At 72.7% G+C, this 22,996-nt stretch carries 17 protein-coding genes and 2 pseudogenes; 15 read left to right on the plus strand and 4 right to left on the minus strand.

The window, feature by feature from the left end; all coding sequences use genetic code 11:
- Positions 1 to 43 precede the first annotated feature (43 nt).
- The gene (locus OG928_RS28585; protein ID WP_406288944.1) at positions 44 to 907 is read left to right on the plus strand and encodes an acyl-CoA thioesterase domain-containing protein; all 864 of its coding nucleotides are present in this window, start codon (positions 44 to 46) and stop codon (positions 905 to 907) included.
- Positions 908 to 1,005: 98 nt separating this feature from the next.
- Here the strand turns inward: OG928_RS28585 and OG928_RS28590 are convergent, their stop codons facing one another.
- Positions 1,006 to 1,590: a TetR/AcrR family transcriptional regulator gene (locus OG928_RS28590; protein ID WP_406288946.1), complete on the minus strand. Its 585-nt coding sequence runs from the start codon at positions 1,588 to 1,590 to the stop codon at positions 1,006 to 1,008.
- Positions 1,591 to 1,669: 79 nt separating this feature from the next.
- On the opposite strand from OG928_RS28590, the gene OG928_RS28595 reads away from it, so the two are divergent.
- Complete coding sequence (locus OG928_RS28595; RefSeq protein ID WP_406288948.1) at positions 1,670 to 2,227, plus strand: pyridoxamine 5'-phosphate oxidase family protein; 558 nt, start codon at positions 1,670 to 1,672, stop codon at positions 2,225 to 2,227.
- 105 nt (positions 2,228 to 2,332) lie between these two features.
- Here OG928_RS28595 and OG928_RS28600 read toward each other — a convergent pair whose 3' ends face one another.
- Genes OG928_RS28600 through OG928_RS28610 form a run of 3 tightly spaced genes read right to left on the minus strand, consistent with a single transcriptional unit; the run spans position 2,333 to position 5,443 of the window.
- Positions 2,333 to 2,896, minus strand: a complete 564-nt coding sequence (locus OG928_RS28600; RefSeq protein ID WP_406288951.1) for a rhodanese-like domain-containing protein — start codon at positions 2,894 to 2,896, stop codon at positions 2,333 to 2,335.
- Positions 2,897 to 2,932: 36 nt separating this feature from the next.
- On the minus strand, positions 2,933 to 4,069 hold the full coding sequence (locus OG928_RS28605; protein WP_406288953.1) for a homoserine O-acetyltransferase: 1,137 nt from the start codon (positions 4,067 to 4,069) through the stop codon (positions 2,933 to 2,935).
- A gap of 24 nt (positions 4,070 to 4,093) precedes the next feature.
- On the minus strand, positions 4,094 to 5,443 hold the full coding sequence (locus OG928_RS28610; RefSeq protein WP_406288956.1) for a bifunctional o-acetylhomoserine/o-acetylserine sulfhydrylase: 1,350 nt from the start codon (positions 5,441 to 5,443) through the stop codon (positions 4,094 to 4,096).
- A gap of 975 nt (positions 5,444 to 6,418) precedes the next feature.
- Here OG928_RS28610 and OG928_RS28615 point away from each other — a divergent pair.
- The 13 genes and pseudogenes from OG928_RS28615 to OG928_RS28675 all read left to right on the plus strand — a co-directional run.
- A pseudogene (locus OG928_RS28615) lies at positions 6,419 to 7,246 on the plus strand (isopenicillin N synthase family dioxygenase); the annotation flags it as partial.
- A 156-nt stretch (positions 7,247 to 7,402) separates the two neighbouring features.
- A pseudogene (locus tag OG928_RS28620) lies at positions 7,403 to 8,734 on the plus strand (O-acetylhomoserine aminocarboxypropyltransferase/cysteine synthase family protein); the annotation flags it as partial.
- 86 nt (positions 8,735 to 8,820) lie between these two features.
- Complete coding sequence (locus tag OG928_RS28625) at positions 8,821 to 9,663, plus strand: alpha/beta fold hydrolase (RefSeq protein WP_406288958.1); 843 nt, start codon at positions 8,821 to 8,823, stop codon at positions 9,661 to 9,663.
- A 369-nt stretch (positions 9,664 to 10,032) separates the two neighbouring features.
- The gene (locus OG928_RS28630) at positions 10,033 to 11,586 is read left to right on the plus strand and encodes an ABC transporter substrate-binding protein (RefSeq protein ID WP_406288961.1); all 1,554 of its coding nucleotides are present in this window, start codon (positions 10,033 to 10,035) and stop codon (positions 11,584 to 11,586) included.
- Positions 11,587 to 11,626: 40 nt separating this feature from the next.
- Positions 11,627 to 12,574, plus strand: a complete 948-nt coding sequence (locus tag OG928_RS28635; RefSeq protein WP_406288964.1) for an ABC transporter permease — start codon at positions 11,627 to 11,629, stop codon at positions 12,572 to 12,574.
- A complete protein-coding gene (locus OG928_RS28640) occupies positions 12,571 to 14,286 on the plus strand; it encodes an ATP-binding cassette domain-containing protein (protein ID WP_406288966.1) in 1,716 nt (571 codons plus the stop codon). Before OG928_RS28635 ends, OG928_RS28640 begins: the two co-directional genes overlap by 4 nt.
- A complete protein-coding gene (locus OG928_RS28645; RefSeq protein ID WP_406288968.1) occupies positions 14,283 to 15,080 on the plus strand; it encodes an ABC transporter ATP-binding protein in 798 nt (265 codons plus the stop codon). Before OG928_RS28640 ends, OG928_RS28645 begins: the two co-directional genes overlap by 4 nt.
- 379 nt (positions 15,081 to 15,459) lie before the next feature.
- A complete protein-coding gene (locus OG928_RS28650; RefSeq protein WP_406288970.1) occupies positions 15,460 to 15,963 on the plus strand; it encodes a (2Fe-2S)-binding protein in 504 nt (167 codons plus the stop codon).
- 6 nt (positions 15,964 to 15,969) lie between these two features.
- Positions 15,970 to 16,965 carry an FAD binding domain-containing protein gene (locus tag OG928_RS28655; protein WP_406288972.1) on the plus strand — a complete coding sequence of 332 codons (996 nt, stop codon included), beginning with the start codon at positions 15,970 to 15,972 and terminating at the stop codon, positions 16,963 to 16,965.
- Positions 16,962 to 19,139 carry a xanthine dehydrogenase family protein molybdopterin-binding subunit gene (locus tag OG928_RS28660; protein WP_406288974.1) on the plus strand — a complete coding sequence of 726 codons (2,178 nt, stop codon included), beginning with the start codon at positions 16,962 to 16,964 and terminating at the stop codon, positions 19,137 to 19,139. The genes OG928_RS28655 and OG928_RS28660 overlap by 4 nt, the downstream gene beginning before the upstream one ends.
- A gap of 153 nt (positions 19,140 to 19,292) precedes the next feature.
- A complete protein-coding gene (locus OG928_RS28665; protein WP_406288976.1) occupies positions 19,293 to 21,026 on the plus strand; it encodes an alpha-glucosidase in 1,734 nt (577 codons plus the stop codon).
- A gap of 50 nt (positions 21,027 to 21,076) precedes the next feature.
- Positions 21,077 to 21,595, plus strand: a complete 519-nt coding sequence (locus OG928_RS28670) for a DUF4232 domain-containing protein (protein ID WP_406288978.1) — start codon at positions 21,077 to 21,079, stop codon at positions 21,593 to 21,595.
- A 126-nt stretch (positions 21,596 to 21,721) separates the two neighbouring features.
- Positions 21,722 to 22,885 (plus strand): N(5)-(carboxyethyl)ornithine synthase, encoded by a 1,164-nt coding sequence (locus tag OG928_RS28675; RefSeq protein WP_406288980.1) that lies wholly within the window; start codon positions 21,722 to 21,724, stop codon positions 22,883 to 22,885.
- Positions 22,886 to 22,996: the final 111 nt, after the last annotated feature.

Below are 22,996 nucleotides of genomic sequence, written 5' to 3' on the forward strand. Positions count from 1 at the left end.
CCGGCCACTGGCATCTTCGGGACGGCCGTGTCAGCATCCGCCGATGGACACTTCCGGTGGCGTGCCCACCACTACGTCGACACCTTTGGGGGAGTTGCGGGTCCGGCCCACCGCCCACGGCTTCGTCGCGGACCTGCCCGAGTACTTCTGCATCAACGGCCGCGGCTTCGGCGGGTACACCGCCGCGATCGCCGCGCTGGCCGCCGCGCGATACGCCGATGGCAAGCAGCTGCGCAGCCTGCGGACGGTCTTCACGCGCAGCGCCGAGACGGGCGAACTGGACCTGGAAGTACTGCCGTTGATGCGTGGGCGCACGGCGTGCGGAGTCCAGGTGACGGCCCGTCAGGACGGCGAACCCGTCGTCGCGGCGCTGGCATGGTTCGCGAGCCCGGGGCTGTTGCCCGCGGTCGGTGCGCGCCGTTCGCCGCGGCACGTGCCCCGGCCCGAGGACTGTCCCCGGCTGCCGTGGTTGGAGAAGGTCGTGCCGTTCCTGGCCGGTTTCGACGCCCGGGCGGTGGATTTCCCGCTCACGGCCGAGGAGTTCGCGGATTCGTATCACGACGGCGGCACCTCGATCGCGCTGTGGGCAGTGCCGCGATGGCCGGATTCACCGGGGGACGGGCTCGCCGAGCGGCTCGCCGACGTCATGCTGTTCGATGCCCACCTGATGGACGCGGCGCATCGCGATCAGCCCCGCGGGACGGTCATGACCAGCCTGGACCTGGACGTCACCTGGCACGTCCCCGCCGGAGTCGGATCGCCCGATGCCACGCTCCTCGAGGCGGAGGCGGACGCCGACGGCCTGTTCGCCAACACGCGGGGAACGCTGAGCGATCCCGACGGCACCATCCGCGCCACCGGGACCAGCCAGTGCCGGATGTACCCGCCCACCCGATCGGCCGGTTGACCCGAAGCGGACGACCCGGCGTTCGAATTTCCGTGCTCGGAGGGGCCGCATCGGACCGGAGCGGGTTCGGAGCGGGTACGCAGCGGGACCGGAGCGGGTCAGTCGGCGAGCGCGGCGCGCGCGGCGGCGAGTGTGGGTGGGTCGAGCAGCGGCGGTGGGGTGCGACCGGCGGCCAGGTGTCGGTGCACCGCGGCGTACGGGATGTCGACGAGGGCGAAGGTGACCCGCTCCAGCGCGGCGGGGGAGGCGCGGCCGAAGCGGGCCGCGGTGTAGGCGCGCAGCGCGGCGGCCACGGCGTCGTTGAGGACCGCGAGGTCGGGGCCGAGGTCGGCGGGCCATTGCGCGACCAGGTCGTCGCGCCGATGCAGGAGCAGCACCGCGGCCTCGTCCGGGTTCCCGCGCACCCAGGCGAGCACGGCAAGGACCGTGCGGTCGGCGCCCCGGACCGGATCCTCGTCCGCGAGTGCCGCCAGGACCGGTTCCTGAAAGCGCCGGACCGTGCGCACCCACAGCCGCGCGAGCAGCAGGTCACGCGACGCGAACCGGTGGTACACCGACCCGACCGGCGCCCCGGCCTCGGCCGCCACGGCGGCGATGGTCACGGCACCGGCACCGGTGCGCGCGGTGACCCGGAGCGCGGCGTCGAGGAAGTCGTCCTCGCTGAACCTCGGTTTGCGACCCATGCCCACATCCTCTTGACGTTTTCTTGAAGAGGGATTCTAGTATGGCCTCACTAATAAATCGAACGATGGGCGGCGGAACATGACGACCTCCTCGACCTCCTCTACTCACGCCGATGGCGACACCGACACCGACACCGGCACCGGTACCGACCGCGGTGCCCTGCTCGAGGTGTCCCTGCGCATCCTGCGCTCGCACCCGCTCGGCTTCCTCGCCACGACCGGTCCCGACGGCGGGCCGCGTGTGCGCCTGGTGCAACACCTGGCCGTCGAGGACGACGCGACGGTATGGATCAGCGCGAGCCCGAACTCGCGCAAGGTCGCCGACGCGACGGCGCGACCGGAGGTGTCCTACGCGGTGGAGGACCGGGCCGCCTTCGGATACGCGACGCTGTACGCCCGCGCCGAACTGCTCACCACCGGCCCCGAACTCGAGGTCCACTGGACCGAGTCGCTGCGCCCGTTCTTCCCCACCGGCCCGACCGCCGGCGATTTCGCGCTGCTGCGCCTGACCCCGCACCGGATCGAGGTCGTCGACTTCGCCGCCCGGGTCCACCCCGATCCGTACGGCCTCGCCGCGGCGGTGCTGGAGTGCGGTTCGGCCGGTTCGGCCGACTCGGCCGGGAAGCCGAAGGTGTAGCCCTGCCGGACCGGCCGGGGGAGGAGTCGCCTGCGGGCGGCCACGGTCTGCGGGCGCTCGCCGCCGCCGGGGATCCGGGGATCCGCGAATCCCCGGATCCGGGGATCAGTGTCGGTCGAGGGCGGTGAGGGTGGTGGCGAGGTCCGGAGTGGTCGGGGCGGGGCGGTTGTGCGGGAGCTTGGCGAGGGCGGTGGCCATGCCGCAGGTGTTGCTGACCGCGGAGAAGATCAGGCCGGAGCCGATGGCGGCGGACAGGAGGCGGGCCTTGGGGGAGCGGCGGCCGACGGCGAGACCGAGGACGACCAGGCTGCCGGCGGCCAGGCGGACCTGACGTTCCATCGGCCAGACGTTGCGGGCGCCCGTGGGGCCGTCGAGGGCGTGGCCGTCGGCGACCCAGGCGGAGGTGCCGCCGGTGAGGTGCGCGGCGTCGATGCCGGCGGCGGTCAGATCGGTGCGGGCGCGCTCGGAGCGGGCGCCGGACGCGCAGACGATCAGCAGGTTCGGATGGCCGGCCCGCTTGAGCACGGGCACCGCTTCGCGCAGGCGGTCCAGCGGGACGTTGTGCGCGCCGGGGATGTGGCCGGTCGCGTACTCGCCGGGGGTGCGCACGTCGAGCACGGTGAATTCGGTCAGACGCGGGCGGACCTGCGCGGGGGCCAGGGCGGTCATGGTGTTCGGACCTTTCGACGGGGGCGTAATGGAAGGCTACCTACCGGTAACGGTGCGATCGAGCGCCGTGTTCCGGGTCCGCGCGAGCAGCTCGGCGAGCAGCGGCGCCACCTGGGCGAGCTCGATCAGGAAACCGTCGTGGCCGTACGAGGATTCGACCACGCGTAGTGGCCCCGCCCCGGGGATGCCGTCGGCGAGGACGCGCTGCTGGCTCGGCGGGTACAGCCGGTCGCTGTCCACCGCCGCGACCACCGTCGGCGCGGTGACCCGGGCCAGCGCGGCGGCGACGCCGCCCCGGCCCCGGCCCACGTCGTGGCTGTTCATCGCCTCGGTCAGGCTCACGTAGCTGCCCGCGTCGAACCGCGCGGTCAGCTTGGCGGCGTGGTGGTCGAGGTACGACTCGACCGCGTACCGCCCGTCGGGCCCCTCGCCGGGCTGCCGGTCGCGGCCGAAGCGGGCCGCCAGCTCCGCCTCGCTCCGATACGTGACGTGCGCGATCCGCCGGGCCAGGCCCAGGCCGCGCCACGGTCCGGACTCGGCCGGCAGCTCGTGGTAGTCGCCGCCGGCCCAGCCCGGATCGGCCCGGATCGCGTGCAGCTGCGTCGCGCACCACGCGATCTGCTCCGCGCTCGCCGCCGCCGTGGTGGCGACCAGGAACAGCGCGCCGACCCGGGCCGGATGGGTCACCGCCCACTCGACCGCCCGCATGCCGCCCATCGACCCGCCCACCACCGCTGCCCAGCGGCCGATCCCGAGCGCGTCGGCGGTGGCCACCTCGGCCGCGACCTGATCGCGAATCGTCAAGCGCGGGAAGCGACTTCCCCACACCCGACCATCCGGCCCCGGCGAAGCCGGCCCGGTCGTCCCCCGGCAGCCGCCGAGCGCGTTCGGCGCGACCACGAACCAGCGGTCGGTGTCCAGCGCCCGGCCCGGCCCGATCAGGCCGTCCCACCACCCCGGACTGGGAAACCCCGGACCGGCGGGCCCGGCGACATGGCTGTCCCCGGTGAGCGCGTGCAGGATCAGCACCGCGTTGGACCGGTCCGGCGCGAGCCGCCCCCACGTCTCGTAGCCGACGCGAACCTCGGGCAGCACCTCCCCGGACTCGGTCCACAGCGGCTGAGGCAGGGTCAGGGACCGTGGCCCCGTGGTGGTTTGCGTGTCGTGCGGCATGGTGTCGTCCGTCCGGAACACGCCCTAGTTCACCCGCGCGGCGCGGAATCCGGCTTCCAGGTCGGCCCGCAGGTCGGCCAGGCCCTCGATGCCGACCGACAGCCGGACCAGACCCGGGGTGACCCCGGTCGCGAGCCGCTCGGCGTCGGAGAGTTGCGCGTGCGTCGTGCTCGCCGGGTGGATCACCAGGCTGCGCACGTCGCCGATGTTGGCCAGGTGGCTGAACAGCGAGAGGCCGTCCACGAACCGGCGGCCCGCCTCGATTCCGCCCTTCAGCTCGAACGCGACGATCGCGCCCGCGCCCAGCGGCAGATAGCGCTTGCCCGCGTCGTACCACCGGCTCTCCGGCAGGCCCGCGTAGTGCACGGTCTCCACCTCGTCCCGCGCCCGCAACCAGCCGGCCAGCGCGCTCGCGTTGGCCACGTGCCGCTCGATCCGCAGCGACAGCGTCTCCAGGCCCTGCAGGATCAGGAAGCTGGTCAGCGGCGCGATCGACGCGCCCACGTCGCGCAACAGCTGTACGCGCAGCTTCGCCGCGTAGGCGCCCGGGCCCAGGTCGGGCCAGTAGCGCAGGCCGTTGTAGCTCGCGTCGGGCTCGACGAAGCCGGGGTAGCGGTCGGCGTGCGCGCCGAAGTCGAACGTGCCGCCGTCCACCACGATCCCGCCGATCGCGGTGCCGTGCCCGCCCAGGAACTTGGTCGCCGAGTGCACCACGATGTCCGCGCCGTGCTCCAACGGCCGCAGCAGGTAGGGCGTCGGGACGGTGTTGTCGACCACGAGCGGCAGGCCCGCCGTGTGCGCGACGTCCGCGACCGCCGCCAGGTCGAGCACGTTGCTGCGCGGATTGCCGAGCGTCTCGGCGAACAGCAGCTTGGTCTCCGGCCGGATCGCGGCCCGCCACGCGTCGAGGTCGTCCGGGTCGTCCACGAACGACACCTCGATGCCGAGCTTGGGCAACGTCCAGTGGAACAGGTTATAGGTGCCGCCGTACAACGACGAACTCGACACGATGTGGTCGCCGGCCCCCGCCAGGTTGAGCACCGCGAGCGTCGTCGCGGCCTGCCCCGACGCGGTCGCGACCGCCGCGACGCCACCTTCGAGCGCGGCCACACGTTGTTCCAGGGCGTCCGTCGTGGGGTTGTGGATGCGGGTGTAGATGTGGCCTTCCTCGGACAGGTCGAACAACCCGGCGGCGTGCTCGGTGTCGCGGAAGACGAACGACGTGGTCTGGTAGATCGGCACCGCGCGGGCTCCGGTGGTCGGGTCGGGCGAGGTGCCGGCGTGGATCTGCCGGGTCTCGAAGGACCACGCCGAGGGCTCGGCGGCAAGCTCTTCGGCGATCGTGGGCGGCGCGTCGGTTGCTTCGAGGGTCATTGGAAACTCCTTGCGGGGTAAGGGAATCGACCAAGGCACAGAGGTACGGAGGTACGGAGGTACGGAGGTACGGCTGTGCGGCCGTACAGGCACGGGTACGCGAACGGACACCACCGACCCGTCGGGACGGCGGCGAGCGGGGGCGCACGGGGGGTACCGGGGGTGCGTGGAAGGCGCCCGCGTACGGGAAATCGACCGCGGTCACGCCGAACAGGGTTCGGCGCACGCGGAGTTCACGCGAGCGAGGGCCTTGCGGAGCGGCGGGAGCACCGGATCGCGGCGAGTCGGCGCCTCAGCGCCGGGACTCCTGGGCCGCGGGAACCTCGGGGACCGGAAGGGTCACACGGGTTCAGTAGGACATTCGACACGCCATGCTGGTCACGCGCACGAGATCCACGTGGCGGCGACTGACGAGCATGGGGCTGGGCATGGCCGCGAGTCTAGGCGGCCCGACCGGGTCCGCGCCACGGGGTTCCCCGAGGCGAGCGCGCAGGGATGCCACCGGGCCGCACGAGCGAGGTATCGCCGGGCCGCGGGATCGGTGCGCCGCAGGCCCACAGGATCGGTGCGCTCTCCGCCCGGAGGGTCGGTCCGCCGCCCACGACACAAAATGCCGGCTGGACCGGAGCGCCTTCTTCGTGCTTTCATCACCGCCATGACACCGAGTCAGGTCGCTTGCGCGCTGCTCGACCCCTTCTGGGCGGGTCGACGAGCCGACCACTTCGACCAGATCTGTCGCTGAACCCTGCGCCCGTGCGGCCTTCTCGCCGCCGGGTGATGCGCCGTCCCCGCCCTGCGTGACCCCTGCCGGTCCGCCGCGCCACCGGACGGCTCCCGCGTCGCCGGCTTCCACGCCCGCGCCGCGCCCTGTACGCGACTTCGCCCCACCCGCCGCATGACCGCCGCCGCACCGTGCCCGGCCCACCCGGGCCGCCCCGGCGCGGCCGTGTGCGCGGCTGTACCGAGGACCCAGCCATGCCTGCCACCACCGCACCACCCACGCTGCCCGTGATCGACATCTCCCGGTTCCGCGACCCCGCCGCCGACCGAGCCGCCCTGTTGGCCGAACTCCGGTACGCCGCCCGGGAGGTCGGCTTCTTCTACGTCGTCGGCCACGGCGTGGACCCGGAGCTGCGAGCCCGTGCCCTGGACGTATCCCGGCGCTTCTTCGCGCTGCCCGAGGCCGACCGGCTCGCGGTCGAGAACGTCAACTCGCCGCAGTTCCGGGGCTACACACGCACCGGCACCGAGTACACCCAGGGCGGCCCCGACTGGCGCGAGCAACTCGACATCGGCCCCGAACGCGACGCGCTCACGCTCGGCCCGGCCGACCCCGCCTACCTGCGCCTGGTCGGCCCGAACCAGTGGCCCGCCGCGCTCCCCGAGCTGCGCGAGATCGTGCTCGCGTGGCAGGCCGAGGCACTGCGGGTGAGCCGCGAGGTGCTGCGCGCGCTCGCCGCCGCGCTCGGCCAGGACACCGGCTACTTCGACGAGTGGTTCGACGACGAGGCCGCCGTGCACGTCAAGGTCGTGCACTATCCCGGCCGGCCCAGTGCCGAGGTCGACCAGGGGGTGGGCGCGCACAAGGACTACGGCTACCTCGCGCTGCTCCAGCAGGACGAGGTCGGCGGCCTCCAGGTGCAGGCCCGGGACGGCTCGTGGATCGACGCGACACCGCTGCCGGACGCGTTCGTGTTCAACATCGGCGAGATGCTGGAGATCGCCACCCGCGGCTACCTGCGGGCCACCCGGCACCGGGTGATCGCCCCACAGCCCGGCGTCGACCGCTACTCGCTCCCGTTCTTCCTCGGCCCGCGCCTGGACGCCGTGGTCGAACCGCTCACCCTGCCCCCGGAGTTGGCCGCGGTGGCCGACGGCGTCACCGAGGACCCGACCAATCCGCTCAAGCCCGCGTACGGCGAGAACGCGCTGATCGGGTGGCTGCGCTCGCACCCGCGCGTGGTCGAGCGCTGGTGGTCCGACCTCGTGCCGAGCACCGAGCCCGCCTTCGAGACCCGCCAGGTGCACGCCGGCGCCCGACCGGACCCGACCACCGGCGCCCGGGCCGTGCCGATCTACCTGACCAGCAGCTACGTCTTCCGCGACGCCGCCCACGCGGCCGAAACGTTCGCGCTCACCGACCTGGAGACGCACGCCTACACGCGCCTGTCCAACCCCACCACCGCCGTGGTGGAGGAGCGGATCGCCGCGCTCGAAGGCGGCACCGCCGCCGTCGCGGTGGGCAGCGGACAGGCCGCGACCACCCTCGCGCTGCTCAACCTGGCCCGGGCCGGCGACCACCTCGTCGCGGCCGCGTCGCTGTACGGCGGCACCCGCACGCTGCTCGAACACACCTTCGCCGACCTGGGGATCGGCGTGTCGTTCGTGGACGACCCGGACGACCTCGACGCGTGGCGGGCCGTCATCCGGCCGGAGACCAAGGCGCTGTTCGGCGAGAGCGTCGGCAATCCGCGCGGCAACGTGCTCGACCTGGCCGGCGTCGCCGAGATCGCGCATGCCGCGGGCGTGCCGTTCGTGGTCGACAACACCGTCCCGACGCCCTACCTGCTGCGGCCCTTCGAGCACGGCGCGGACATCGTCGTGCACTCCACCACCAAATTCCTGGGCGGGCACGGCGCCGCGATCGGCGGGATCGTGGTGGACGGCGGCACGTTCGACTTCGGCGCGCACGCCGACCGCTACCCCGGTCTGGTCGCCCCCGACCCGACCTACCACGGGCTCTCGTTCTGGGAGCGCTTCGGCGCCGACCGGATCGCGTACGCCCTTCGCCTGCGGGTCCGCCTGCTGCGCGACCTTGGCCCGGCGGTGTCGCCGCTGAACAGCTTCCTGCTCCTGCAGGGCATCGAGACGCTCTCGCTGCGCCTGGACCGGCACACCGCGAACGCCGAACGGGTCGCGGCCTGGCTGCACGAGCGGCCCGAAGTCCTGCGGGTGGACCACCCGAGCGTGCCGACCAGCCCGTGGCACCAGGCCGCCAAGCGCTACCTGCCGCGCGGCGCCGGAGCCGTGCTCTCCGTCGACCTCGCCGGCGGTCTCGACGCGGGGCGGCGATTCGTCGAAGGGCTGCGGCTGTTCAGCCACCTCGCCAACATCGGCGACGTGCGCAGCCTCGCGATCCACCCCGCGTCCACGACCCACGCCCAACTCGACCCGCGTCAACAGGCGCTTGCCGGGGTAACACCCGGCCTGGTCCGCCTGTCCGTCGGCCTGGAGGGCATCGACGACCTGCTCGCCGACCTGCGGCTCGGGCTGGCCGCCGCCCATCCCGCCCACTCCACCCGTCCAGCCCGTCCAGCCCATTCCGCTTCTCGCGCCGATTCCGCAGCCGTTGCCAATGCCGTTACGGAGAGCACCCGATGACGACTCGTCAGGCCGTCCATGAAAGCCGGGTCCGCGGTGAACGCGGCGAGTTCCACCTGCGGGTGTGGCCCACCGAGGGCGCCCCGGTCGCCGTCGTACTGCTCCTGCACGGCCTGGGCGAACACGCCGGCCTGCACGCCCCGCTCGCCGAACGGCTGAACGCCGACGGCATCGAGGTCTGGGCCCCCGACCACATCGGCCACGGTCTCAGCGACGGCACCCGCGTCCTGGTGGAGAGCCTCGACGCGCTCACCGACGACGCCGAACTCGTCCTGGACCTGATCGCCGCCGGACGCCCCGACGTACCGCTCGTGCTGGCCGGCCACTCGCTCGGCGCGGCGATCACGCTGCTCCTGGCCGGCACCCGTCCCGCCGCCGCACACGCCCGGGCCCTGGTCCTGGCGGGCGCGAGCGTGGGCCTGTCACCGGGCGAGAGCGGCCTGCGCAAGCTCCTGGAGGAACACGGCATCGACCCGATGTCGCTGCGCAAGGACCCGGCCGAGCTGTGCGGAAACGCCGAGTACGCCGAGCAGTTGCGCAACGACCCGCTGGTCTGGTCGGGCGGCCTGCGCCCCGAGACCCTGGACGCACTCGAAGCCGGCGGTCGGCGGATCGCCGAACTCGTCACCGGCGGCACGCTCACCCGCCCGGTGCTGTTCGTGCACGGCGAGGCCGACGACCTCGCCCCCGCGAGCGCGGTGCTGGCCGCAGCCGAGATCCTGCCCAACGCCCGGGCCCGAATCTTCCCCGGTGACCTGCACAACGTGCTCGCCGAAAACGACCGGGAGCAAGTACACGCCGAGATAGTCGAGTTCGTCCTGGCACACGCGAACGACTGAGCCACGCGCCGCACCACGCGGCCGAATATCACGGGTCTAGGGCCTGTCTTCAATCCCACGCCGAGCACCGCGACGCCCGGCATCCGCCCTTCGGGCTCCTCGCTGCGCTCACCTCGCCGCCCCGGTGAACCGCCCGAATAGAACCACTATGCAAGCGCTTCCCCGGCACGCCGATGCACGGCACCGGACGCCGCGGAGCCCGACGCGGGATCGAAGACAGGCCCTAGCCACGCCACAACCCACGGCCGGCCGCGCCGGCGACACCGCCGAGGCGCGACGCGCGGCCCCGACGCGCGTGCCCGCGCGCGGCCGCGCGGCATCACGCCCGGCGACTGAAACCACATCACCCAGCAAGGAGATCGATCCACCATGCGCCGCTCCGCGCTCCGCATAGCCGCCGTCCTCGCCCTGGCCGGACCGGTCCTCGCCGCGTGCGGCTCCGGCGGCACCCCCACCCCCGGGGCCACCGGCGCGAACACCCAGGCCCCCGCGCCCGCCGACAGCGCACTCGACCCGAACGCCACGGCCAGGGTCCGCCTCGTGCTGGAACCGACCAGCCTCAACCTGACCACCACCGCCGGCGTGGCCCTCGAACAGGTGCTGCTCGACAACGTGTACCAGGGCCTGTTGAGCGTCGACACCAACGCCGACAACAAGATCGTGCCCGCGCTCGCGACCGCCTTCGAGACCTCGCCCGACGGCCTGACCTACACGTTCCACCTCACGCCCGGCGCGACCTTCCACGACGGCTCGCCGGTCACCGCCGAGGACGCGGTCTGGTCGCTCCAGCAGGTGATCGCACCCGGCTCCAAGCAGCCGAACGCCAAGACCCTGGCCACGATCGCGGCCGTCGCCGCGCCCGACCCGGCCACCGTCGTGATCACCCTCAAGCAGCGCGACACCAACCTGACCTGGGCACTCACCCAGCGCGCCGGCGTCGTGTACAAGAAGGGTACCGACTTCAGCCGGCTCGACACCACCGAGAACGGCACCGGCCCGTTCAAGCTGGACGGCTGGCAGCGCGGCTCGGCGATCACCCTGGTGCGCAACGACGCGTACAAGGGCGCCAAGGCCAAGGTCGCCAAGGTCGTACTCAGCTACATTCCCGACCGCAACGCCGCCAACAACGCTCAGGCCACCGGCCAGACCGACATCGAGACGGCCGCCGAGGCCACCCTGCTCCAGCCGTTCACCGGCAACGACCGGTTCGCCGTCCTGCGCGGCACCACCACCGACAAGTACACGCTCGCGATCAACAACGCCAAGCCGCCGCTGAACAACCCGGCCGTGCGGCACGCGATCCGCCGGGCGATCGACAAGGACGCGCTGATCAAGACGCTCGGCGGGGCCGGTGTCCGACTCGGCGGCCCGATCCCCACCTCCGACCCGGGCTACCAGGACCTCACCGCGCTCGACCCGCACGACGCCGCCGCCGCGAAGCGGGCACTCGCCGACGCCGGTGTCGGCAACCTCAAGCTGACCCTGAAGATCCCCAACATCTACCCCGCCGCGATCGGCGACGTGCTGGTCTCCAACCTCAAGGAGGCCGGCATCGAACTGACGGTCAAGCAGCAGGAGTTCACCGCCTGGCTGAGTGAGGTCTACACGGCGAGGGACTACGACCTGAGTCTGGTCGACCACGCCGAACCGCGCGACATCGGCAACTACGCGACGGCCGGCTACTACTTCGGCTACGACAACCCGCAGGTGCGCGAGTGGTACGGCCAGGCCGTCGCCGCGGCCGACGAGCGCACCCGCGCCGATCTGCTCGCGAGGATCGGCCGCCAGGCGAGCGAGGACGCCGCCGCCGACTGGCTGTTCCAGGCCCAGACGCTGACCGTGGTCCGCAAGGGCGTCAGCGGCGCCCCGCAGCACCACACCAGCAGCCGGCTCAACCTCGCGACCATCGGGATCACCAAGTGACACCGCGTCACCAGGCGCTCCGAACAAGGGCGATCCGCGCATGACGGTGTTCGTCGCGCGCCGACTCGGGCTGCTCGCGCTGTCCCTGCTCGGCGCGAGCATCGTGACCTTCGCGCTGCTTCGACTGCTGCCCGGTGATGCCGCCGCCTCGGTCGGCGGCATCACCGCGGACCCCGCGCAGCTCCGCGCGATCCGGCACGAACTGGGCCTGGACCGGTCGTTGCCCGCCCAGTATTGGACCTGGCTGACCCGGGTGCCGACCGGCGACCTCGGCCACTCGCAGCTCAACGGCTCCTCGGTGACCGCCGAACTCGGTGCCAAGCTCCGGGTCACCGGCCCGCTCGTGCTCGGCTCGCTCGTACTCGCGCTCGCCTTCGCGGTACCGCTGGGGATGCTCGCGGCCGTCCGCCGCGACCGCCGCGGCGGCACCGCGATCAGCGTGGCGAGCCAGCTCGGGATCGCGCTGCCGACGCTGTGGGTGGGCCTGCTGCTGATCGTGGTCTGCGCGGTGCAGACCCCACTGCTGCCCGCGCAGGGCTTCCCCGTCGACGGCTGGGCCGACCCCGGGGAGGCGACCCGCAGCCTGGTCCTGCCGGTCCTGACGCTCGCGCTGTCCGAGGGCGCGGTACTGCTCCGGTTCGTCCGCTCGGCCACCCTCGACGTGCTGCACCGCGACTACCTGCGCACCGCGCGGGCGGCGGGCCGCACCCGGACCGGCGCGCTGCTGCGACACGGCGTGCGCAACGCGGCCGGTCCCGTCCTGTCCATGCTCGGCGTCCAGGTCGCAGCCCTCCTGGTCGGAGCCATCGTGGTGGAAAAGGTCTTCACCCTGCCGGGGGTCGGCTCGATGCTGGTCACCGACGTCGGCAATCGGGACCTGGTCAAGGTGCAGGGCGAGGTCATGCTTTTGGTCGCGATCGTGCTGTTCGTGGGCTTCCTCGTGGACCTCGCCCAGCGGCTGATCGACCCGCGGCTGGTGGACGCGTGAGCGCCGGCCCCGCGGTCCTGCGCGCCCTGGTCCGCGACCGCAACGGCCTGATCGGCGGCGCCCTCGTGGCGATCCTGGTCGGCGCCGCGCTGCTCTCGCTCGTGTGGACGCCGTACGACCCCACCGCCGTCGACCCCAACGCGCCCTGGCTGCTGCCGTTCCGGGACGGCCACCTGCTCGGCACCGACATGCTCGGGCGCGACCAGTTCAGCCTGCTCCTGGCGGGCTCCCGGGAGACCCTCGCGATCGCGCTCGGGTCGGCCGCGATCGCCGCCGCGCTCGGCGTACCGCTCGCGCTGGTCGCCGCGCTCGGGCCGCGCCGGGTGGCCGCCGTCGTCGTGCAACTGATCGACGTCGCGATCGCGTTCCCCGCGCTGCTCACCGCGATGATCCTGGCCGCCGTGTTCGGCGGCTCGCTGTGGACCGCGGCCGGTGCGATCGGGGTCGCCTACGGCGTGCACGTCGCGCGGGTCGCGCGGGCCGAGATCGAGCGCGTGCACGGCAGCGACTACGTACTGGCCGCCACCGCGAGCGGATCGAGCACGTGGCGCACGGTGCGCCGGCACATCCTGCCGAACATCGCGCCGACCCTGCTCGTGCAACTCTCCCTGATCCTGGCCGTCGCCTCGCTGACCGAGGCCGCGCTGTCCTACCTCGGCTACGGCAGCCCGGCGCCCGCCGTGTCGTGGGGGCGCATCCTGCACGACCAACAGCCCTACATCGCCGCCCGACCGCTCCTGGTGGTCTGGCCGGGACTCGCCGTCGCGCTGTCCGTGCTCGGCTTCAACCTGCTCGGCGACGCGTTGCGGGACGCGACCGATCCGCGCCTGCGACACCGACCGGCCGAGCCGGCCGGCGGTGCCGAACCGCCCACGCCACGCCCGCCGTCGACTGCGCCGGACGCGTTGCTCCAGGTCACCGACCTGACCGTACGAATCGCCGGCCGCATCGTCGTCGACCACGTCGACCTCACCCTCGCGCCCGGCGAACGGCTCGGCCTGATCGGCGAATCCGGCTCCGGCAAGTCGCTTACCGCGCTCGCCGTGCTCGGCCTGCTCCCCGAAGGGGCCGAGGTCACCGGCAGCATCCGCCTCGACGGCGTCGAACTCCTGGGCCGCACCGAACGCGAACTCGCGCGCGTGCGCGGCGATCGGGTCGCGATGGTGTTCCAGGAGCCGCTCACCGCGCTCGACCCGACCATGCGCGTGGGCCGGCAGATCGCCGAACCGCTGCGCCTGCACCGGGGCATGACCCGTCGTCAGGCGGATCTGGAGGCCATCGAGCTGGCCAAGCGGGTCGGCCTGCCCGACCCGGCCGATCTGGTCCGCGCCTGGCCGCATCAACTCTCCGGCGGCCAGCGCCAACGCGTCGGCATCGCGATCGCGCTCGCGTGTCGACCCGCCGTGCTGATCGCCGACGAACCGACCACCGCCCTCGACGTCACCGTGCAGAAGGACATCCTCGCCCTGCTCGACGACCTCGCCCGCGAACAGGGCACCGCGCTGCTGTTCATCACCCACGACCTTGCGGTGGTATCCCAGGTGAGCCACCGGGTCGCGGTCATGCGTACGGGCCGGGTGATCGAGCACGGCCCGCTCGCGCGGATCCTGCACGACCCCGGCGAGGAGTACACGCGGGCGCTGCTCGCCGCCGCCCGCGCCACCGCGTTCGACGCGGCGGCCCTGCCCGCACCCGTGGAGGTCCACCCGTGACCGAGCCCGCTGTCCTCCTGCGCGCCGAGGCGCTGACCCGCACCTACCGGCTGCCGCGCCGTTCGCTGTTCGGCCCCGCCGGGCAGCGGTACGCGCTGCGCGGCGTCGACCTCGAACTGGTCGAGGGCGGTGCGCTCGGCGTGGTCGGCGAATCCGGCGCGGGCAAGTCCACGCTGATCCGCCTGCTGCTCGGCCTCGACCGGGCCGACGGGGGAGTGGTCCGCTACCGCGACCGCGAGGTCCGCCCCGGCCCGGCCCGCTCGCTGACCTGGTTCCGCCGCGAGGTGCAGATCGTCCTCCAGGACCCGATGAGCTCGCTCGACCCGCGTGCCCGCGTGCGCGACATCGTGGCCGAACCGCTGGCGTGCCTGGCCGTGGACGGCGACCACGACGCCCGCGTCGACGAGGTGCTCACCGCCGTCGGGCTCGACCCCGAGGTCCGCACCCGCTACCCCCACGAGTTCTCCGGCGGCCAGCGGCAACGCATCGCGATCGCCCGCGCACTCGCCCCGAACCCACGCGTCCTGGTCGCGGACGAGCCGGTCAGCGCGCTCGACGTATCCGTCCGGGCACAAATCCTCGACCTGCTCCGCGACCTCACCGACCGCCTCGGCCTGGCCCTGATCCTGGTCTCGCACGACCTAGGCGTGATCCAACACCTATGCACCCACGTCCTGGTCCTCAAGGCCGGCGAGCCAATCGAATCCGGCCCAACCCCAGAAGTCCTGGGCACCCCACGCCACCCCTACACAAAATCCCTACTCACCGCCATCCCACACCTACCACCGGCATAACCCAAACACCCAACCGACCCAGCCGACCGAAGTCAGCCCGTCCGGCGCTTGAGGACGCCTCGGCCGCGGGCCGGCCCAAGCCAGCCCGTCCGGCGTTTGAGGACACCGGGCCGCAGGCCGTCGGCGTCGGCGCTCGGGCCGCTTCTCGGCCGTAGGCCGGCTCGAACCAGCCCGTCCGGCGCTTGAGGACGCCTCGGCCGCAGGCCGGCCCGAAGTCAGCCCGTCCGGCGTTTGAGGACGGCCGGCCGCAGGCCGCCCACCCCGGACATGCCCCCACGCGCGCCTCCACGAGACCGTGTACCGCTCCGCGAGACGGGTACCAGCGCTCATCCGGGCCGGCCACGGTTCGGACACGTCCGCCACCCGGAGGGTCACCACCATGCCCGAACCGATCGACCCCGGCCCCGCCCACGAGCACGAGGTCGACGTCGACCTGCACGTGAACGGCGCCGTGCGACGGCTCCGGGTCGACCCACGCGTCACCCTCCTGGACGCACTGCGCGAGCACCTCGGGCTGACCGGCCCCAAGAAGGGCTGCGACCTCGGCCAGTGCGGCACCTGCACGGTGCTGCTGGACGGGCGCCGGATCACGTCCTGCCTGACCTTCGCGGTCATGCACGACGGGCGCGACGTGACCACGATCGAGGGCCTGGACGGCAATCCCGAAGGCGAGCTGCACCCGGTCCAGCAGGCGTTCGTCGACCACGACGCGTTCCAGTGCGGGTTCTGTACGCCGGGCCAGATCATGTCCACGGTGGCGCTGCTCGCCGAGGACCACGCGGGCGACGACGACGAGATCCGCGAGTGGATGAGCGGCAACCTGTGCCGGTGTGCCGCGTACCCCAACATCGTCGCCGCGATCGCCGCGGCGGCGGGACGGTAGGCCCCGATGCGCCCCTTCACGTACACCCGACCGGACCAACCCGCGCAGGCCTGGGCCGAACTCGGCCCCGACGCGATGTACATCGCCGGCGGCACCAACCTCGTCGACCTGATGAAGTCCGGCGTCACGACGCCCGGGCGACTCGTGGACATCGGCCGACTCCCGCTCGCGGAGATCGAGACCGACGGCGACACGCTGCGAGTCGGCGCGCTCGTGCCCAACAGCGACCTCGCCGCGCACCCCGTCGTGCGCGAGCGGCTGCCCGTGCTGTCCCAGGCGCTGCTCGCGGGCGCGTCGCCGCAATTGCGCAACCTCGCCACGATCGGCGGCAACCTGATGCAGCGCACCCGGTGCGGATACTTCCGGGACACCGCGATGCCCTGCAACAAGCGCGAACCCGGCACGGGGTGCGCGGCACTCGACGGCGACCACCGCGGCCACGCGGTCCTGGGCACCAGCCCGCAATGCATCGCGACGCACCCCTCCGACCTCGCGGTCGCGCTCGTCGCGCTGGACGCGCTGGTGCGGATCGATGGGCCGAACGGGCCCCGCGTGCTGCCGCTGGGCGCGTTCCACCTGCCGCCCGCGGACACGCCGGAACGGGAAACCGCGCTGGTCCACGGCGAGTTGATCACCGGCGTGGAGGTACCGATGACCGCGGTCGGCGCGCACTCGCACTACCTCAAGGTGCGCGAGCGGGCCGCGTTCGCGTTCGCGATGTGCTCGGCGGCCGTCGCGCTGGACGTGCACGAGGGGACGGTACGGTCCGCCCGGATCGCGCTCGGCGGCGTGGCGACCACGCCGTGGCGGGCGCACACCGCCGAACAGGCCCTGATCGGCGTCCCGCCCGGCACCGCCGCCTTCGCACGCGCGGCCGACGCCGCGACCGAGGGCGCCGCACCGCGCCGGGACAACGCCTACAAGGTCGAGCTGATCCGCCGCGTCGTCGCCCGTGCCCTGACCACCCTGGCCCCGCTGATCCTGGACGAGGAGCCCGCATGAGCTCGCCGGCCCCCTGGATCGGCGCGGCCCGCCCGCGCGTGGACGGCCCGGTCAAGGTCACCGGCACCGCGGTCTACACGGGGGACGTCGCGCTGCCCGGCCTCGCGCACGCCGTGCTGTTGCAGAGCACGATCGCCAAGGGTCGGATCACCGGCCTGGACATCGCCGCGGCCGAGGCCGCGCCGGGCGTACTCGCGGTGGCGACCCCGGACGGCCCGCTGCGGATCGGCCGCGTCGCGTCGTACTACTCGGCCGACAACGGGCCGATGGGCGACGGCCGCACGCCGCTCTCCGACCACTGGGTGCACCACCACGGGCAGCACATCGCGATGGTCGTGGCCGAGACCCCGGAACAGGCGCTGGCCGCGGCCGAGTCGATCCGGGTGCGCTACCACGAGGAACCGCCGCTGGTCCGGATCGAGGACGCGATCCCGCAGACCCCGCCGGGCCGCGAGGACATCGTGCGCGGCGACCTGACCACCGGGCTCGCGGTGGCGGACGTACGGGTCGAGGCGTACTACGAGACGCCACCGCAGCACATGAACGCGATGGAGCCGTGCACGACCACCGCGCGGTGGGCCGGCGACCGGCTCACCGTGTACGACTCGACCCAGACCCTGACCCAGGTACGGATCGCGCTCGCGACCGCCTTCGGGCTGCCTGCCGAGCACGTGCGGGTGCTGTCCGGGTTCGTCGGCGGCGGATTCGGCAGCAAGGGCACGGTGTGGCCGCACGTCCTGCTGGTCGCGGCGGCCGCGCGGCACGTCGGCCGGCCGGTCCGGCTCGCGCTCACCCGCGCGCAGATGTTCACCTCCTGCGGCATCCGGCCCGCGACCCGGCAACGGATCGTGCTCGGTGCGCACCGCGACGGACGGCTGACCGCGATCGGACACGACGGCACCACGTCCACGTCGCCCGGCGAGAACGTGGTCGAGTCGACCGGCGGGGTGACCTCGACGCTGTACGCCTGCCCGAACGTGACGATCCGTCAGCGGATCGTCCGGCTCGACATGCAGGCGCCGACCTTCCAACGCGCGCCGGGCCGCGCGCCCGGCTCGTTCGCGCTGGAGTCGGCGCTCGACGAACTCGCGCACGAACTGGGCCTGGACCCGGTCGAGTTGCGGCTGCGCAACCACGCCGACACCGATCCCGCGACCGGCCGGCCGTGGTCGAGCAAGCACCTGAAGGACTGCTACCGCCTGGGCGCCGAGCGGTTCGGCTGGGATCCCGCCGACCGTACCCCCGGTACGCGTCGCGAGGGCGACGTACTGATCGGCAGCGGAATGGCGTCCGCGACCCACGAGATGGACCCGGGGCAGGCCGCGGCCAGTGCCGAACTGCGGGTCGACGGCACCGCCGTGGTGGGCGTCGGGTCCCATGACATCGGCACCGGGACCTACACGGTGCTCGGCCAGATCGCCGCCGACGTGCTCGGTCTGGACCCCGACCGGATCATCGTCAGCCTGGGCGACACCGACCTGCCCGAGGCGCCGCCCTCGATCGCCTCGCAGACCGTCGCCAACGTCGGCCCGGCGGTCCGCCGCGCGTGCGAGGCGGTCCGGGACGATCTGCTCGCGACCGCCGTCGCCGACCCCGAATCGCCGCTGTACCGGCAGGAGATCGGCGCGATCGTGTTCGGCGCCGACACGTTCACGGCCGAACTCGCACGCACCGGCACACCGTCGATCTCGGCGATCGGACACCACCACCCGGACGTGAACTCCCCGTACACGGTGCACTCGTTCGGCGCCCAGTTCGCCGAGGTCGCGGTGGACGCGCTCACCGGCACGGTCCGGGTCCGGCGGATGGTCGGCGCGTTCGACATCGGACGGGTCGTCAATCCCCGCACCGCGCGCAGCCAAGCGATCGGCGGGATGACCTTCGGCCTGGCGCAGGCGCTGATGGAGGCCACCGCGATCGACCCGCGGCGCGGCCACGTGGTCGAGCCGCACTTCGCGGGCTACCACCTGCCCGTCAACGCCGACATCGGCACGCTGGACGTGCTGTTCGTCGGCGGCCCCGACCCGCACGTCAACGACCTCGGCGCGCGCGGTGCGGGCGAGATCGGCGTGGTCGGCGCGGCGGCGGCGATCGCCAACGCGGTCTTCCACGCGACGGGTGTCCGGATCCGGCGGTTGCCGATCACCCCGGATCGCGTCCTGCGCGTCGGCTGAACACCGCGGCCGAACGACGCGGCCGAACATCGCGGCCCCGGCGATCCCGGCACCCGACCCGGGCAGGACGCCCTGGGCAGGACGGCCCGGGCAGGGCACCCTGGACAGGGTGGTCGGGGTCGGCCGCGGCGGTCGCGACGAGAGGTTCGGTCCATGGCACTCGATGGTTCCCGGGTCGAGGACGACGCGTGGTGGAAGTCCGCCGTCGTCTACCAGATATATCCGCGCAGCTTCGCCGACACCGACGGCGACGGGATCGGCGACCTGGCCGGGATCACCGCGCGGCTCGACCACCTGGTCGGACTCGGCGTGGACGTGATCTGGCTGTCGCCGGTCTACCCCTCGCCACAGGACGACAACGGCTACGACATCAGCGACTACCGGGACATCGAGCCGATGTTCGGCGATCTGGCCGCCTTCGACCGGCTGCTCGCGGCCGTGCACGACCGCGGCATGCGGCTGGTGATGGACCTGGTGGTCAATCACACCTCGGACGAACACGCATGGTTCCGGGAATCGCGCGAGGGCCCGAACAGCCCGAAACGGGACTGGTATTGGTGGCGACCGGCACGCAAGGACGTAGGCCGGGAGGAGGCCGCGACGCCGAACAACTGGGGGTCGTTCTTCTCCGGTCCGGCCTGGGAGTTCGACGCCGCGAGCGGCGAGTACTACCTGCACCTGTTCTCGCCCAAGCAGCCGGACCTCAACTGGGAGAACCCCGAGGTCCGACAGGCCGTCCACGCGATGATGCGCTGGTGGCTCGACCGCGGCGTCGACGGCTTCCGGATGGACGTGATCAACCTCGTCTCGAAGGACCCCGACCTTCCGGACGGCCCGCTGCTCGGCGACGGCCTGTACGGCGACGGATCGCCGCACTACATCTGCGGACCGCGGATCCACGAATACCTCCGGGAGATGCACCGCGAGGTCTTCGCCGGCCGGCCCGAGCGGCTGCTCACGGTCGGCGAGATGCCGGGGGTGACGCTGGAGCACGCGCGGCTGTTCACCGACCCCGCGCGCGGCGAAGTGGACATGGTCTTCCAGTTCGAGCACGTCGGACTCGACTTCGGCCGGCACCGGTTCGACCCGCGCCCGCTGCGCCTGACCGCGCTCAAGGAATCGCTCGGCCGCTGGCAGGCCGGCCTCGCCGAGGTCGGCTGGAACAGCCTGTACTGGAACAACCACGACCAGCCGCGGATCGTCTCGCGGTTCGGCGACGACGGCCTCGAACACCGGGTCCGTTCGGCGAAGATGCTGGCCACCGTGCTGCACCTGCACCGCGGCACGCCGTACATCTACCAGGGCGAGGAACTGGGCATGACCAACGCGCCGTTCGCGTCGGTCGAGGACATCCGGGACATCGAGGCGCTGAGCCACTACGCGCAGGCGGTACGCGCGGGAGAGGACCCCGACGAGGTGCTGCGCGGGCTGCGCGCGAGGGGCCGCGACAACGCGCGCACGCCCATGCAGTGGGACGCGTCCGAGCACGCCGGCTTCACCACCGGCACGCCGTGGCTGCCGGTCAACCCCAACCACACCACGATCAACGCCGAGGCGGCGGTCGGCGATCCGGACTCGGTGTACCACCACTACCGCCGATTGATAGCCCTGCGGCACACCGAACCGGCGGTCGTACACGGCGACTTCGCGATGCTGCTGCCGGACGACGAACGCCTGTACGCGTTCACCCGGCGGCACGGCGACACCACGCTCCTGGTCCTGGCCAACTTCACCGGCGAGGCCGTACCCGTGCCCGCGGGGATCCCGGCCGAATGGCTCGACGCCGACCTCGTGCTCGGCAACGTCGCGCCGGTCGATCCCGAGGTGCTCGGTCCGTGGGAGGCACGGATCGTCCGGCGACACCACGATCACCACACGACCGGGTGATCCGCGGGTGGGCAGGCTTGCCCAACCGTTCGGGCGGATATGACAGGCACATGCGATCTCTCGGTACCCTCGGCGCCCTCGCCCTCGCGTCCGCCCTCGTCTGTGCCACCGCCATCGCGCCCGCGGTCGGCGCCGAATCCACCCACGCCCTCCCGCCGCCGTGCGCCGCGCAATCGCTCGGTTACGACGCGGTCGCGCTGCCGCCGATCGCGAGCAGTGTCGTGCTGGTGACGGTCACCAACGGCGCGGCGACGTGTACGGTCGACCGCTTTCCGACGGTGACGTTCGGTGACCTGGACGGCACGGCGCGTCCGGTGCCGGAGGTGGGCAGCGGCGCACGGGTCATCGGGGCCGGGAAACGGCTGTACGCGGCCCTGCGTACCGATGACCGGAGCGGTCTCGCGCGATACGTGCCGACCCTCACCGTCGCGGCGAATCCGGCCCACTCGGGTGCCGTGTTCACCGCGTCCGAGATCGGTGCGCCCACGCCCGGGATCGCGGTCGACGACCCGATCACGACGCTGTGGCAGAAGAGTGTGGACGACGCGGTGGCGGCGCTGCCGAGCTGATCGAAGGGCGGTCCGCGCCGACCCCTCGCGGGCCCGTCGCGGGCCGTCGAATCGGGCGACTCGGACGCGGACCGGTGACCCACCCGGTGTCGAGGGTCGATACTTGGGGCCTACCTAAGGAATCTCATGATTCGCAGGACCCGCATGACCCTCGGCATCCTCGGCTCGTCGCTGAAGGAAAACGAGCACAGGTTGCCGGTCCACCCGCTGCACCTGGAGCGGATCGCCCCGGACGTGCGCGAGCACCTCTTCCTCGAAGAGGGGTACGGCGAACGCTTCGGCGTCGCCGACGCGGAACTCGTCCGCCACGTCGCCGGACTGCTGCCGCGTAAACGGTTGCTCGCCGAGACCGACATCGTGCTGCTCCCCAAACCGACCCATGAGGACGTCGCCGCGCTGCGCGACGGGCAGGTCCTCTGGGGTTGGCCGCATTGTGTGCAGGATCCGACGATGACCCAGTTGGGGATCGACCGGAAGCTGACGATGATCGCGTGGGAGGCGATGAACCACTGGACCGCGGCCGGCGCGTTCAGCGTGCACGTGTTCCACAAGAACAACGAACTCGCGGGCTACTGCTCGGTGTTGCACGCGCTCGCGCTCGGCGGGGTGACCGGCAGCTACGGCCGGCGGATGCGCGCGGCGGTGCTCAGCTTCGGCGCGACGGCTCGCGGCGCGGTCATAGCACTCGAGGCGATGGGCGTCTCGGACGTCACGGTCCTGACCGCGCGGGACGCGGTCGCGGTCGCGTCGCCGATGCCGTCGGTCGTGATGGGCCACTTCCAGTTCGGCGAGGACGACCCGACGCGGTTGGACGCGCTCACGGAGGAAGGTCCGGTGCCCCTCGGGTCCCACCTCGCCGGCTACGACATCGTCGTCAACTGCATCCGGCAGGACACCGACGCGCCCCTGACGTTCGTGCTGGAGCGCGACCTGCCGCAGTACCGCCCGGGGTCGTTCTTCATCGACGTCTCCTGCGACGACGGGATGGGCTTCGAGTGGGCCCGCCCGACCACGTTCGAGGAGCCGACCTTCACGGTCGGCGACAACTGCCACTACTACGGCGTCGACCACAGCCCGTCCTACCTGTGGGACTCGGCCACGTGGGAGATCAGCGAGGCCCTGATCCCCTACCTCGGCACGGTCATGGACGGCCCGGAGTCATGGGACGCGGACGCGACCATCGCCCAGGCGATCGAAATCCGTGACGGGGTCGTCCAGAACCCCAAGATCCTGTCCTTCCAAAACCGCCCGGCCGCATACCCGCACGCGATCACCGGCCCGGGAGCCTAGCCCGCGACCGCGCTCGAACCGCGCGGGCTGACGCCTGACGTCCATGGGTCCTGGTGCTCATGGACGTCAGGCGGCGGGGCCGGCGTCGCCGAGACGTGGGAGGCGCGAGAT

Source organism: Embleya sp. NBC_00896, assembly GCF_045207785.1.
In the GTDB taxonomy this organism is placed as follows: Bacteria; Actinomycetota; Actinomycetes; order Streptomycetales; family Streptomycetaceae; genus Embleya.